Here is a 13,515-nt window from a genome sequence, read left to right on the forward strand (position 1 = left end):
TGTTTCCTATAATAAAAGCAGCACATTTTAAAGGAGGCGGAGTCCTTGTATTTATTCAAAGAAAAACCGATCAGAAATACGATTGATGTCAATCAGCAGGCGCTTTCCCTTATTGAAGACGGCTTTCGGCGCCTGCAGGCAGGAGAAGTAACCATGCCTCCTGTACTCAGCATGCCCATTGCCGATAAAAATGGTGAAATGGATGCAAAAACGGCTTACGTCAAGGGCATGGACCAGTTTGCCCTGAAAATTTCGACCGGTTTTTTCGATAACCCGGACAAAGGGCTTCCAAGCCTTAGCGGCATGATGCTTTTGTTTCATTCGGATACCGGCTTTCCGGCAGCAGTGCTTCAGGACAATGGATATTTGACCGACGTGCGCACAGGAATTGCCGGCGCCGCGGCAGCCAAGTATTTGGCTAAAGACGAGGCAAGGATTGCAGGTATCGTCGGCACCGGCACACAGGCGCGCTTTCAGCTGCGGGCGCTGAAAATGGTACGGCCGTCAATTGAAAAAGTGTATGTGTACGGACGCAAAAAAGAACGGATTGAAGCGTATCAGCGTGAAATGGAGCATGAGCTTGGTGTTACGACGGAAGCTGCCGATCTTGAAACAGTAGTACGAAACTGCGACGTGCTCGTTACGACGACACCGTCGACAGAGCCGTTCATCAAAAAAGAATGGCTGCATCCGGGGCTTCATATTACAGCTATGGGCTCAGATGCCTCGGAAAAGAATGAAATCGAGCCGGACGTACTCGGAGCGGTGGATATTCTTGCCTGTGATGCGGCTTCGCAGGTATTTTCCATCGGCGAACACCGGACGGCAAAAGAAGCAGGAGTTATCGATGAAAGCAGCACCGTGGAAATCGGAGCGATTATCAGCGGAGATGCCCGTGGCCGGGAAACGATGGAGCAGGTAACCTTCTGTGACCTGACAGGCACCGGGGTGCAGGATACAGCCATTGCCGTCTACACGTACGACCAGCTCAAGGCCTCCGGAGAAGGACTTGAAATAACAGAAGACGAATAAACAGTGGGCGCCGGGTCAAGGATCCGGTGTCTTTTTTATGCTCTTTCCTGGAGAAAGGGTGGCGATTTTTGGAAAAAGTTATATAATAATTTGTAAACGGCTTCAATAAAAGGGGGAGCTCGGTGGTGGGCGAACGGAGGAAGGGTTGGATTTTTGCTGTTTTCTTTCTCGGCTGTCTGGCCAGCCTGGCGGCAACCGTTTATTTTGGTACGAAGGCTTTTTACGTGGAGCCGGTAAATTCAGAGGAAAACGAAGTGTACCAGACGAGAGCAGCGCTCATTATGGAAGAAGCAGGAAATCCCTACTGGGAACAGATTAAAGAGGGCGCGACTGAAGCCGGAGAAGAAGCGGGCATTTACGTCGAAACTTACGGGCCATCTAAAGCGGATAAAGATGAGCAGCTTGAAACGATGAACCGGATGATTGAAAGCAATGTAGACGCCATTATCACCCAGGGTATTGATGATCCTGTTTTCAGGGAGCTGGTACAAAAAGCGCTCGAAAAGGGGGTGCCGGTGATCACTGTAGACAGCGACGTGCCGGAAAGCGGGAGGCGTGCCTATATCGGGACGGATAATTATGAAGCCGGAATTTTGGCAGGTGAAGAGCTGCTTCGGAATACAGAAGGAATGCAGTATGTCGGCATCGTTTCCGGAAGTGCAGAAACGGTCAATCAGCAGGAGAGGGTGGAGGGATTCCGGGATGCTGTAGAAGCAAGCGGCCGCGTAGAAATCAAGGATATCGGGTATTCCGGGATTTCCGAGATCGGAGCCGCCCAGGCCGCTTATAGTTTATTAAAGGAGAACCCTGCCATTACGGCGCTGTATGGCACAAGTGCTTTGGATGCTGTTGGCATGGCGCAGGGAATCGAAGAGATTGAAGGGGTCGGCGACCTGTATGTGATCGGGTTTGATACACTGCCCGAAACAGTACAGCTGCTTGAAGAGGGCACAATTGATGCCACGGTCCGTCAGCATCCCGTGCAGATGGGGGAGCAGGCGGTATATGATGTGGCACGGCTGAATCAACAGCAGTACGTGCCGGCGGTACAGCATACAGACACCGTTATTTGGAGAGCTTCTGAAGCTGCCCGGGAAGGGGGAACGGAGCGGTGATACGGTCTATTCGTTCGAAAATGCTGTTTTTTTCCTTTGCGTTTATTCTGCTGTTTAACGCCGTAGCAATCGGTATTTACTGGAGTTCAGAGCGCATTACTAATGAATACAGTTCGAGCTTTGACCGCTTTGTATTACTGAATTCCATTTCCCGGCAGGCCGAAGAGTGGACAGCAGCGACGCAGCAGATAGCGACCAACCCATCACAGGAAACATGGGCAGCTTATTATCAGGCATCAGGGGAAATGAAAGCACTGACAGAAGAGCTGGGTAATGAAGAAAATCAGCCTGGATCCGTCGAAATGCAGAGCTACATGCAGCTGCTTGATTCACTCGAGCAAAACAGCGAAACGACTGCCGGATTTGTGCTTCAGGGGGATATCGAAAAATACGGAAGCAATCTCGCAGAAACCGAACAGTCGAACGCATATATACAGGAAAGCACCCTGACCCTTATCGATCAGTCCCTGACAGAGTACCAGCAGCTGTATGCCCAGCTGCAGGAGCGCAATACCTCGTTTCGCTATTTTATTATATGCTTGTTTGCCACGTCGCTATTGATTGCTGCTTTTATCGCCTTCCGTTTCTCTTCAAGCATTACAAAGCCGGTCGGCGAATTATCCCGGGCAGCAGAGGAAGTATCGCGCGGCCACTTTCAGGGGGAGCCTCTCCGTATCCGCTCCGGAGACGAACTGGAGCTTCTCGGCCGTACGTTCAACCGTATGCGGACAGACATTCATACGTATGTCGGCGAAATGGAAAAAAAGGCAGAAATGGATCAGCTCATGAAGCAGCTGGAGCTGAAGCATCTGCAGAACCAAATTAATCCGCACTTTTTATTCAATACCCTGAACACGATTTCAAAAATGGCTTATTTGGAAGATGCGGAGGAAACGTCGGAATTGATAGAGTCTGTTTCTTCCCTGCTGCGCTACAGCCTTGGAAATATCGAAAAAGAAGTAACACTTCGGGATGAGCTGGAAGTGATCCGGAGCTACTTTCATATACAGGAAACGAGGTTCCGGAACCGCTTGTCTGCACATATTGAAATTGAAACAGATGAGCTTGATGTCCCGATACCGAGATTGACGCTGCAGCCGGTAATCGAGAATGCCTTTATTCACGGAGTGGAAGGAATGGAGGAAAATGCTGAAGTACGTGTGCAGGTGCGTCTGGAGAACAGTCAGATCGTCGTCCGGGTGATGGATAACGGTAAAGGAATGAACGAGCGGCAGCGCCAGCAGCTTCTTGGTGCGGGGGAAGAGCAGGAAGCGCACGTTGGTCATTCCACTGGTCTTGGCATGCAGAACGTACGAAGGCGACTGGAATTATTCTTTCAGGCCGGGCAGCTTGTGGATGTGGAATCCGTGCCGGCACGAGGCACCACGGTAAAGCTGTGTATGCCGGTCAAAGAATGGCAGAAAGCAGGGGGGCAGGCAGGATGATACGACTTTTGATGGCAGAGGATGAATGGCTTGAACGTAAAGCGATGAAAAAGCTGATAGCGGCGCATTTACCGGAAATCACAGTAATCGGGGAGGCAGAGAACGGGCTCGACGCAGTGGAGCAGGCTATCGAAAGTAAGCCGGACATTGTGCTGATGGATATTAAAATGCCGGGATGTAACGGCCTCGAAGCCATACAGCGCATTCAGAAGGCGGCAGCCGGTATCCATTTTATTATGGTTACTGCCTATGATTCCTTCGACTATGCCCGGGAGGCGCTCGGGCTGGGCGTAAAGGAGTATTTGCTAAAGCCGGGCAAAAAGGAAGAGACTATTCAAACACTCATACGTGTGCAGGCGGCAGTGAACCGCAGCAGGCTGGAGCAGAAGCAATACAGAAGCAGAATGCAAAAGCTCCTTTTCCAAAGCGTCTGTCACGGAGAAGCGTACGAAAACCATGCCGATCTTCTTACAGAAGCAGTGCCGGGCTGCTCATACGGTTTTGCAGCAGTCATGCGGGAGGAGGAAATGCCGGAGGATATAGAAGAAAGAATGGCCCAGTGGACCAATGATTCTTTTCTTACAGACCGTCAGCCGGGCGGCTGGTTTCGGACTTTTTTCTTCCATGCGGGCAAAAACAGGGGATCTGAAGAGATCGAACGCCTGCGCCGCCGCATGCATTTTGAACTCGGGGAAAAAGCAGCGATAGGGGTTTCTGAAAAGGAATACGACATGAAACAGCTTTTCCAGGCTTATGTGGAAGCACTGTCCAGTCTTGAAAAAGGTCAGTACGCGCTTCCGGAACAGAGCAGCGAGTGGGTCTCCTCCATTGTGAATGCGCTGCGGACCGGGGAAGAAAAAGCCGCCGTCTATTATTGGAGCGAATGGTGGAACGCCCAGCCCCAAAAATCATCCAGGAGACATCTGTGGCTTCAGCTTGAAGAGCTGGTTAAGGAAATGGGCGGGACGCTCGAGGAGAACATGCCGTCGGATACTGCGGAATGGAAGCGTCTCCTTCATATTGTGGGAGCATACCGGGGGCTCCATTTTCGGGAGCATCACCAGATTGAAAAAGTAAAAGCCTACGTTAAAAATCACTATGCCAAGCCGCTCCAGCTTGAAGATATGGCAGGATATGTGCAGTGGAGCCCTGCATATTTTTCCCACCAGTTTAAAGAAGTAACCGGAGTGTCATTTGTTGATTACGTCACGCGTGTAAGGATGCAGGAAGCAAAACGGATGCTTCAGGACCGCGAACGGCCGTTAAAGGAAATCAGTATCAGTATCGGGTACAAAGACCCTAACTATTTCAGCCGTGTCTTTAAAAAGCAGGTGGGGTGCTCTCCAAAACAATATCAGCAAGGCAAAAAGTAATAGGATAAAGTAACCTAAAAATAATGCAGATAATCAAAAGATTGTATAGAAAATACTTCCATACAATCGCAGGAACCTAACTTATAATCAAAATTGTAAGCGTTATCATAAAATCATATTTATTCCTGCGAGGGGGAGGGTTCATGTTGAAAAAGAGTGTTGGTCTGGTAGGAAGTTCATTGCTGCTGTTCGGTTTGGCAGCCTGTGGGGGAGGCGGTTCGGATTCCGGCTCCGGTTCGGAAAATGAGGGCAGCTCCGGAGGCTCGGGGGAAGGTGGAAGCGACGCCGAAGTAGAAATCTTCAGCTGGTGGACAGGCGCTGGCGAGGAAGACGGTCTGATGGCTTTAATCGATATGTTTGAAGAGGAAAATCCCGATATTTCGGTGGAAAACGCCGCTGTAGCCGGCGGTGCTGGTACAAATGCTAAAGCAGTGCTCGCTACAAGAATGCAGGGTGACGACCCGCCATCCACGTTCCAGGTGCACGGCGGAGCTGAGCTGAATGACAGCTGGGTGGCAGCAGACAAAATGGAGCCGCTCAATGATTTTTACGAAGAGGAAGAGCTGAATGACAAGTTTCCGGAAGAGCTAGTGGATATGGTCAGCTCGGATGGCGATATCTACTCCGTACCGGTCAATATTCACCGCGGCAACGTCATGTTTTACAACATGGAAGTGTTTGAAGAAAACGACATCGAACCGCCAAGTGATATCGACGAATTTTTTGAAGTCGCAGAAGAGCTTGAAGCTGCAGGAGTGACGCCGCTTGCAATGGGTGATAAAGAATCCTGGCCGGCTACACAAATTTACGAAAACCTGCTGCTTGCCAACCTCGGTCCGGAAGACTACGAAGCTCTTTGGGAAGGGGAAGTCGGCTTTGATGATGAGCGCGTAGCAACAGCCACTGAACAGTTTGGGAAAATGCTTGAATATGTAAACGAAGATCACGCTTCGAGAAACTGGCAGGACTCAGCGCAGATGGTTGCAGACGGGGAAGCTGCCATGATTAACATGGGTGACTGGGCGAAAGGCTATTTTGTAAACGACCTTGGCCTGGAAGTGAATGAAGGCTTCGGCTACACGCCGTTCCCTGGAACATCGGAAGAATTCATAGTCATCACTGATACTTTCGGTCTGCCAAAAGGGGTGGAAAATCCGGAACAGGTTAAAGAATTCCTGAGCGTCCTCGGTTCGAAGGAAGGACAGGACGCGTTCAACCCATTAAAAGGATCGATCCCGGCACGTGTGGACGCGGATGAATCCAAATACGACGAATATGGCCAGGATACGATGGAAGACTTCCAGGAGACATCGCTCACGCCAAGTCTTGCGCACGGTTCAGCTGCCTCTGAAGGCTTCGTGACGAAAGCGAACCAGGCCGTAAATATCTTCGTCACCCAGGGCGATGAAGAGAAATTGATGGAATCGATGCAGACAGCACTTGAGGAAGAACAACAATAGGATGAATTAACAGAAAGAAGCCCCGTGCCGGTGAAAGCGGTGCCGGGCTTCTTTTGTTCAAAGGAGGGATGGAAGATGGCCGACGAAGTAATGGACAAAACAGCAGCAAAAGACCGGGTGAAACGTAAAAAAGCAGTCAGGGACCGCTGGTGGGCCGTGGCGTTTATCGCTCCCTCGTTTATACTGGTCGCTGTATTTGTATACGGATTTATCGGGTGGACAGGGTACGTCTCGCTCAGCAACTGGAACAGCCTGACACCGGACTTTTCGTTTGCCGGGTTCGCAAACTATATATACCTGTTCCAGGACTTCCGTTTTCAGGCGGATTTAAGGAACACTCTGTTTTTTACACTTTTATTTATCGGGTTTGTGATTGTAAGCGGGCTCGGCCTGGCGGTGCTTATCGACCAGAAGTTAAAGGCCGAAACGCTTTTCCGCAATATTTTTCTTTTTCCAATGGCGCTTTCCTTTGTTGTGACGGGGGTCGTCTGGCAGTGGCTTTTGAACCCGTCCACCGGCTACAATACATTTTTGGCGTTCTTTGGTATCGAACCGCTCTGGTACACCGACACGAATATTCTGGGCGGCTTTCAGTGGGGGAGTATTGAATTCGGTCTTCCTGTCGCTATTATCGCGCTTGTCATAGCGGCCGTCTGGCAGATGACCGGCTTTTCCCTGGCGATGTACCTGGCCGGTCTGCGCGGGATTCCGGAAGAGCTCCGGGAAGCTGCCCGGGTCGACGGGGCGTCAGAGTGGAAGGTATACATGAAGGTAGTCATTCCGCTGCTTCTGCCAATTACAGTAAGTGTTGTTATTATCATGGCGCACATTTCGCTGAAAATATTTGATCTTGTTTACGCGATGACCGGCTCGGGGGCTAATTTCGTAACCGACGTTCCGGGCGTGTATATGTTTGAAACCACATTCCGTGCCAATTACTATGCAAACGGGGCAGCCATCGCCATGGTAATGCTCATTCTGGTCGCTGTATTCATCGTACCGTACTTACTCGCCAATCGAAGGAGGGAAGGCTGATGGCCATTCGATTAACGCCGGTGTTCAAATACGCACTTGCCATTTTTATGTCGCTTTTGTTTTTATCACCGATCTACGTCATCGTAGTAACCAGCCTGAAGCCGCTCGATGAAGTGAGTCTCGCTACGATGTGGGCGTTTCCGACAGCGATCGACTTTTCAAGCTACGCGGAAGCCTTTTCTGCCCTGGCTCCGAACCTGGCGAACAGCTTTTATCTGGTTATCCCGGCAACGATTTTATCCGCGCTGCTCGGGGCGATGAACGGATATGTGCTGTCCAAATGGAAGTTCAAGGGCTCGGAAATTCTTTTTACCGTGCTGCTGTTCGGGATGTTTATTCCGTATCAGAGCATCCTCATTCCGCTCATCCAATTTCTCAGGAGTATTGAATTGTACAACTCGATTCCGGGGCTGATTCTCACCCACGTAGTGTACGGTCTGCCGATTACTACCCTGATGTTTAGAAACTTTTATGCCAATATCCCCGATACAATGATTGAAGCAGCGAAAATTGACGGCGCGGGTTTTCTGCAGATATTCCGGCGCGTCATTATTCCGCTATCCATTACGGGATTTGTCGTCGTAGCCATATGGCAGTTTACGAACATCTGGAATGAATTTTTGTTTGCGGTAACGATCACGAACGCAGACAGCCAGCCGGTTATGGTGGCGCTGCAGAATTTATCCGGCAGCCAGATCGTGCAGTGGAACGTGCAGATGGCCGGTGCCATGCTTGCCGCCCTGCCGACGCTTATAGTCTATATTGTGCTTGGAAGATACTTTGTCCGCGGTCTGCTTGCCGGCTCGGTTAAAGGATGATCAAAGCTTCTCTGCTCCGGCAGGGGAGCTTTTTTGTCTGCAGGCTTTTCAAATGATCAATTTTCCCTTCTCAATGCGTGAAGTCGTGTTAAAATAAGACAGTGATTAACCGGAACGTTAAAAGCGAGTATGTGCAGGCATAGAGAAAGGTGGCTCATCGTGGCAGACACAGCAAAGACCCCGGTAAAAGTCGCTATGACAACCAATATGCAGCAGGAAGATGAACGTGAAACCATCCAGCTGAACGCAGATGGCGAAATGTACGAAAAGCAGGAATGGACGTATGTCCGGTTCGAAGAAGAGCTTGAGGGCATAGGAAAGGTACAGACCACGCTGAAAATCGGAAATGCAGAGGTGATGGTACTCCGAAGCGGGGCCGTGGCCATGCGTCAGGTATACGCGTACGGCGAGCGTACCGAAGGCACCTACGACATGGGCTACGGCCGGCTTCATACAGAAGCGGTAACAGACCATCTGGCTGTGACAAAGGCCAACCTCGGCTGGGTGATGCATATTGATTTTCATTACCGGCTGGTACTGCAGGGGACGCCGGTAGGGCGTTACGAAATTTCGATCGTTATTGAGGAGGACGCATAAGCATATGAATATAATGGATCAGGTGAAAGAGCAGTTAAAAACAGAAATTGCGGCGGCAATTGAAGCGGCTGGACTTGCCCGGGGGGAGGACGTCCCGGAGATTGTGCTTGAAACCCCGAAGGAAAAAAGCCACGGGGACTTTGCCTCGAACGCGGCGATGAAGCTCGCAAGCGTGGCAAAAAAAGCACCTCGGGCGATCGCCGAAGACATCGTGAACCACTTAAACACAAACAAAGCCTCCGTCAAAGAGATTGAAATTGCGGGGCCCGGCTTTATTAACTTTTTTATGGATAACCGTTATTTGATTGATGTGATTCCGGAAGTGCTTGATCAGGGGGCAGAGTATGGCCGCTCTGATGTTGGAAAGCAGAAAAAGGTTCAGGTGGAGTTTGTATCGGCGAATCCGACCGGCAATCTGCATCTCGGTCATGCCCGCGGCGCGGCCGTTGGGGACTCGCTCTGCAACATTCTGGACTTTGCCGGCTACGACGTGACGCGTGAATATTACATTAACGATGCCGGCAATCAGATCGTAAACCTGGCAAGATCGGTCGAAAGCCGGTACTTTGAAGCCCTCGGCATGGAGATGGAAATGCCTGAAGGAGGCTATCAGGGAGCAGACGTGCGCCAGTTCGGCGAAGAGCTTGCAAGCGAACAGGGAGACCGGTTCGTCCACGTCGAGGAAGAGGAAAGGCTCGAGTTTTTCCGCGAGTACGGCCTGAAGCGTGAAATCGAAAAGCTGAAGCAGGATCTTGAGCAGTTCAGAGTCCGTTTTGATGTGTGGTATTCGGAAACCTCTCTTTATACAAATGGCAATGTTGAAGAAACGCTGCAATACCTGCACGACCAGGGAGAAACATACGAAGAAGATGGGGCGGTATGGTTCCGTTCGAGCCGTTACGGGGACGATAAAGACCGTGTACTTGTGAAAAACGACGGTACCTACACCTATCTGCTGCCGGATATTTCGTATCACCGGGACAAATTCGGCCGCGGCTTTGAAAAAGTTATCAATATCTGGGGAGCAGACCACCACGGCTATATTCCGCGTATGGAAGCAGCGGTACAGGCGCTCGGCCATGATAAAGAACAGCTCGAAACGCAGATCATTCAGATGGTGAACCTGTTTGAAAACGGCGAGCGTGTAAAAATGAGCAAACGGACCGGGAAGGCAGTAACCCTCCGGGATCTAATGGACGAAGTCGGCATTGACGCCACACGGTATTTCTTTGCGATGCGGAGTCCGGACACTCACATGGACTTTGACCTGAGCCTGGCTAAATCAGAGTCCAATGAAAATCCGGTATACTACGTGCAGTACGCTCATGCACGGCTTTGCAGCATTTTCCGTCAGGCGGAGGAGCGCGGCATCACTTTTGATCCGAAAGCCGATTTGACGCCGATCCACAGTGAAAAAGAAATGGACGTGCTGAAAAAAATCGGGGAATTTCCGGAAGAAGTCGCGATTGCAGCGGACAAATATGCTCCGCACCGCATGACCACCTATCTTCATGAACTGGCCTCTGCGTTTCACAGCTTTTACAACGCAGACCGCGTGATGGACGCGGAGGATGAGCCGAAAACCCAGGCAAGGCTCGTACTGGCGAAGGCAGTCCAGACGACAGTTCAGAATGGTCTCGATCTTATCGGCGTGAACGCGCCGGAAACGATGTAATAACGACGAAGGCACCGCCCGAAATGGGAGGTGCCTTTTTGTTATGCTTTCGCGGGAGCTTTTTCATATGCGGATTCGATCTGTTCGTCGACTGGGAACCTGGTTCCCACATAGGCTCGGGCCCGTTTAACAAACAGGGCGATAACAATCAGTGTTCCGACAGCTGCAATAATATAACTCAATTCCATCGGAAGTCCGAAGCCGATCGGCGCGTTCAAAATGTAGGTGAACGTTGCCATGGTCATGAACGTGGCTGGAATCGAAGCGACCCAGTGGTTTTTCCCGGCAAGCACGAGGTACATGGCACCGACCCACAGGGCGATCATGGCGGTGGACTGGTTGGCCCAGGAAAAGTACCGCCATAAAATGGTGAAGTCCATGTTCGTTAAAGCAAACGAAGCGACAAACAATGGGAGTGCGATCCAAAGACGGTTCGGCATTTTCTTTTGATTGATCCGGAAGTAGTCCGCAATGATCATCCGGGCGCTTCTAAACGAAGTATCGCCGGATGTGATTGGAAGAACGATAACCCCAATGACTGCGAGCGTACCGCCGACGGCACCAAGCATCGTCATGGAAACTTCACTAACCACAGCTCCGGGACCGCCGGCAGCGATGATTTCATTCAGGGACACGCCGTTAAAAATGCTCATGGCAGCAGCGGCCCAGATCATGGCGATGATGCCTTCGGCGATCATCATGCCATAGAAAATTTTTCTTCCGCTGCCTTCGCTCTGGGTGGTGCGGGAGATAATTGGTGTCTGGGTGGCATGAAAGCCGGAGATAGCCCCGCAGGAAATAGTTAAAAACAACAGCGGGAAAATAGGTGCCTGATCCGGGTGCATGTTTTGGAACGAAAGCTCCGGAATCGGCTGTCCCTGAACGATAAGCCCTCCTCCGATACCGACAGCGCTGAGCAGAAGGAGCGCCCCGAGAATTGGATAAATCTTGCCGATAATTTTATCGACCGGAAGAAGCGTTGCGAGAGTATAATAGGCGAAAATAACGGTAATAATAGCAGCAAGGCCGATTCCTGCTGGAAGAATACCGCTCAGCAGCTCCGCAGGAGCAGTGACGAAAACGGTTCCAACTAATAATAAAAGAAGCACTGAAAACCCGTTTACAATATGTTTCATCGACTTGCCGAGAAATTTGCCGGCAAGCTGAGGAAGGTGGGCGCCACCGTTCCGGATGGAAATCATTCCGGTTAAGTAATCGTGCACCGCTCCGGCAAATATAGCGCCGAACACGATCCATAAAAAAGCAACTGGGCCGTAAAGAGCGCCCATAATCGGACCGAAGATCGGGCCGACGCCTGCAATGTTCAGCAGCTGAATCATGGAATTCCGCTTCGTCCCCATAGGAAGGTAGTCCACGTTATCCTGTTTAGTGAAGGCAGGAGTCGCCCGTTTTTCATTTGTAGTGAATAATTTTTCAATAAAAGCGCCATATGTAAAATAACCGATAACCAGTAATGCTACTGCGATGATAAAAGTAATCATGATGTCGTCCTCCTGGAAAATTTGAATACGCTTACAGATTAGTTATACAATTGGAAATCATAAACGTCAAGCAGAAAATGAAGCAGGTCCGCGCGGTTTTTATTGCAGATAGGAAGGGTAAATAATGGTAGATCGAGAAGAATAACAGGAAGACATGCTACCATGCAGAAGGAGGAAACGATATGGCCGTAGTTATCCGTTCGATGGAGTATAAAGACTTGGACCGAATCCGTGAAGTAGCAAGAGACTGCTGGTATGACGCCTATGAGGGCATTATTCCGCTGCCGGCACAGGAGATGTATTTAAGTCAGGCCTACAACGATGAGATGTTAATGCGCCGAATATCCAAGCATACCTCCAAAGTAGCTGAAGTGGACGGGAAAGTCGTGGGATTTTCTGATTTAGGACCGATCGACGATAAGCGAAGCTGTAAAATGTCTGCTATGTACCTGCTTCCTGAATATCAAAGCCAGGGGATTGGAAAACAGCTGTTTGACGAAACGCTGATGGAAGAGCCGAATGCTAAAAAGATCCGCGTCTATATAGAGGAAAAAAATACACGCGGTCAGAAATTTTATGAAAAACAGGGATTCGAGAAAAAGGAAAAGCTTCAGGGGGAATTCGGCGGCTATCAGATTCCGATGCTTATTATGGAAAAAGAGATGTAAAAGAAAAGCGGAGGAAGCCTGACCAGCGATGCGTACCCTGGAAGAGCTTTGGAAAAGTGGCTTTTTCACTTTGACAAAGGTCTGAAGGGATGCGACATCGTTGGCTTCCGGAGCTGGACAGAGAAAAACGCGATTGGCGAATAGAGGAAACAGTAACACCCGGGTTAAAGGAAGTTCGACTAAGACCGCTGTCTCCTGTAGCAACGTCGAACTGGCCCGAAAAGCGGAGGGCGTTGGTCACCAGACCGAACGGCTCGTCGGTTTCAGTCGGCTTGAGACGAAGTCGCAAACGATCTGAAATCACGAATGGATTGGGCTGGTAACCCATGGAGCTGGACATGGCCTGACCCCGGGTCTTCGCTTCTATAAAATAAAAAAGCTGCTCCTCTTTTGTGAGGAAGCAGCTTTGCACTTGATAGATGATTATTTTAATGGGTTACTTCATTTTTTAATAGAACGATGCGGTGGTAAGGAAATTCTTCTTCTTTTCCCACAATTGGATAATCACTGAATTCTACAATAACCGTGCGTTCAAATTCAGAAATAACTTTCATTTCATAGCCTTCATAATGAACGACTTCTCCAGGTTCGAATTGGTCAAATTGTTTTTCGCCAGCCATTTACATCAACACCTTTTGACTTTATTAAGTTACATTACCCTTTTTTATAATGATTAAACATCACTTGAAAGTACAGGCATAATACGTATATTCTCGTGAAACAGGAACGATTTGTCAATATAGTTGCAGCAGACTTGTAAATCAGCTAAACTAATTGAAGTTTTTGAAGGAACGA

12 protein-coding genes are annotated in these 13,515 nt (G+C 49.8%); 10 read left to right on the forward strand and 2 right to left on the reverse strand.

Annotation, left to right across the window (positions count from 1 at the left end):
• Positions 1–45 precede the first annotated feature (45 nt).
• The 9 genes from ACTRXF_RS04225 (at position 46) to argS (ending at position 10,550) form a co-directional block, all read left to right on the forward strand.
• Positions 46–1,032 carry a cyclodeaminase gene (locus tag ACTRXF_RS04225; RefSeq protein WP_474277961.1) on the forward strand — a complete coding sequence of 329 codons (987 nt, stop codon included), beginning with the start codon at positions 46–48 and terminating at the stop codon, positions 1,030–1,032.
• A gap of 122 nt (positions 1,033–1,154) precedes the next feature.
• Positions 1,155–2,147 carry a substrate-binding domain-containing protein gene (locus ACTRXF_RS04230; protein ID WP_474277963.1) on the forward strand — a complete coding sequence of 331 codons (993 nt, stop codon included), beginning with the start codon at positions 1,155–1,157 and terminating at the stop codon, positions 2,145–2,147.
• The gene (locus ACTRXF_RS04235; protein ID WP_474277965.1) at positions 2,144–3,592 is read left to right on the forward strand and encodes a sensor histidine kinase; all 1,449 of its coding nucleotides are present in this window, start codon (positions 2,144–2,146) and stop codon (positions 3,590–3,592) included. The genes ACTRXF_RS04230 and ACTRXF_RS04235 overlap by 4 nt, the downstream gene beginning before the upstream one ends.
• The gene (locus ACTRXF_RS04240) at positions 3,589–4,965 is read left to right on the forward strand and encodes a response regulator transcription factor (RefSeq protein WP_474277967.1); all 1,377 of its coding nucleotides are present in this window, start codon (positions 3,589–3,591) and stop codon (positions 4,963–4,965) included. Before ACTRXF_RS04235 ends, ACTRXF_RS04240 begins: the two co-directional genes overlap by 4 nt.
• A gap of 143 nt (positions 4,966–5,108) precedes the next feature.
• Positions 5,109–6,425: an ABC transporter substrate-binding protein gene (locus ACTRXF_RS04245; RefSeq protein WP_474277969.1), complete on the forward strand. Its 1,317-nt coding sequence runs from the start codon at positions 5,109–5,111 to the stop codon at positions 6,423–6,425.
• A 90-nt stretch (positions 6,426–6,515) separates the two neighbouring features.
• Positions 6,516–7,460 carry a carbohydrate ABC transporter permease gene (locus ACTRXF_RS04250; protein ID WP_474278117.1) on the forward strand — a complete coding sequence of 315 codons (945 nt, stop codon included), beginning with the start codon at positions 6,516–6,518 and terminating at the stop codon, positions 7,458–7,460.
• Positions 7,460–8,278 (forward strand): carbohydrate ABC transporter permease, encoded by an 819-nt coding sequence (locus tag ACTRXF_RS04255; RefSeq protein ID WP_474277971.1) that lies wholly within the window; start codon positions 7,460–7,462, stop codon positions 8,276–8,278. Before ACTRXF_RS04250 ends, ACTRXF_RS04255 begins: the two co-directional genes overlap by 1 nt.
• Positions 8,279–8,437: 159 nt before the next feature.
• Positions 8,438–8,875, forward strand: a complete 438-nt coding sequence (locus ACTRXF_RS04260) for a YwiB family protein (RefSeq protein WP_322525549.1) — start codon at positions 8,438–8,440, stop codon at positions 8,873–8,875.
• A 4-nt stretch (positions 8,876–8,879) separates the two neighbouring features.
• Positions 8,880–10,550 carry an arginine--tRNA ligase gene (gene argS, locus ACTRXF_RS04265; RefSeq protein WP_474277974.1) on the forward strand — a complete coding sequence of 557 codons (1,671 nt, stop codon included), beginning with the start codon at positions 8,880–8,882 and terminating at the stop codon, positions 10,548–10,550.
• A gap of 41 nt (positions 10,551–10,591) precedes the next feature.
• Here argS and ACTRXF_RS04270 read toward each other — a convergent pair whose 3' ends face one another.
• Complete coding sequence (locus ACTRXF_RS04270; protein ID WP_474277976.1) at positions 10,592–12,052, reverse strand: carbon starvation CstA family protein; 1,461 nt, start codon at positions 12,050–12,052, stop codon at positions 10,592–10,594.
• A 182-nt stretch (positions 12,053–12,234) separates the two neighbouring features.
• Between ACTRXF_RS04270 and ACTRXF_RS04275 the strand changes: the two genes are divergently transcribed.
• Positions 12,235–12,720 carry an N-acetyltransferase family protein gene (locus ACTRXF_RS04275; protein WP_474277978.1) on the forward strand — a complete coding sequence of 162 codons (486 nt, stop codon included), beginning with the start codon at positions 12,235–12,237 and terminating at the stop codon, positions 12,718–12,720.
• 428 nt (positions 12,721–13,148) lie between these two features.
• Here ACTRXF_RS04275 and ACTRXF_RS04280 read toward each other — a convergent pair whose 3' ends face one another.
• Complete coding sequence (locus ACTRXF_RS04280) at positions 13,149–13,340, reverse strand: hypothetical protein (protein ID WP_022794603.1); 192 nt, start codon at positions 13,338–13,340, stop codon at positions 13,149–13,151.
• Positions 13,341–13,515 lie beyond the last annotated feature (175 nt).

It is taken from the genome of Marinococcus sp. LNHM3E3-2.2, assembly GCF_056034385.1.

Coding starts and splice junctions, on each gene's coding strand:
- ACTRXF_RS04280 (WP_022794603.1), bottom strand. CDS start 13,340: ATGGCTGGCGAAAAACAATTTGACCAATTCGAACCTGGAGAAGTCGTT.
- argS (WP_474277974.1), top strand. CDS start 8,880: ATGAATATAATGGATCAGGTGAAAGAGCAGTTAAAAACAGAAATTGCG.
- ACTRXF_RS04245 (WP_474277969.1), top strand. CDS start 5,109: ATGTTGAAAAAGAGTGTTGGTCTGGTAGGAAGTTCATTGCTGCTGTTC.
- ACTRXF_RS04270 (WP_474277976.1), bottom strand. CDS start 12,052: ATGATTACTTTTATCATCGCAGTAGCATTACTGGTTATCGGTTATTTT.
- ACTRXF_RS04275 (WP_474277978.1), top strand. CDS start 12,235: ATGGCCGTAGTTATCCGTTCGATGGAGTATAAAGACTTGGACCGAATC.
- ACTRXF_RS04240 (WP_474277967.1), top strand. CDS start 3,589: ATGATACGACTTTTGATGGCAGAGGATGAATGGCTTGAACGTAAAGCG.
- ACTRXF_RS04255 (WP_474277971.1), top strand. CDS start 7,460: ATGGCCATTCGATTAACGCCGGTGTTCAAATACGCACTTGCCATTTTT.
- ACTRXF_RS04250 (WP_474278117.1), top strand. CDS start 6,516: ATGGACAAAACAGCAGCAAAAGACCGGGTGAAACGTAAAAAAGCAGTC.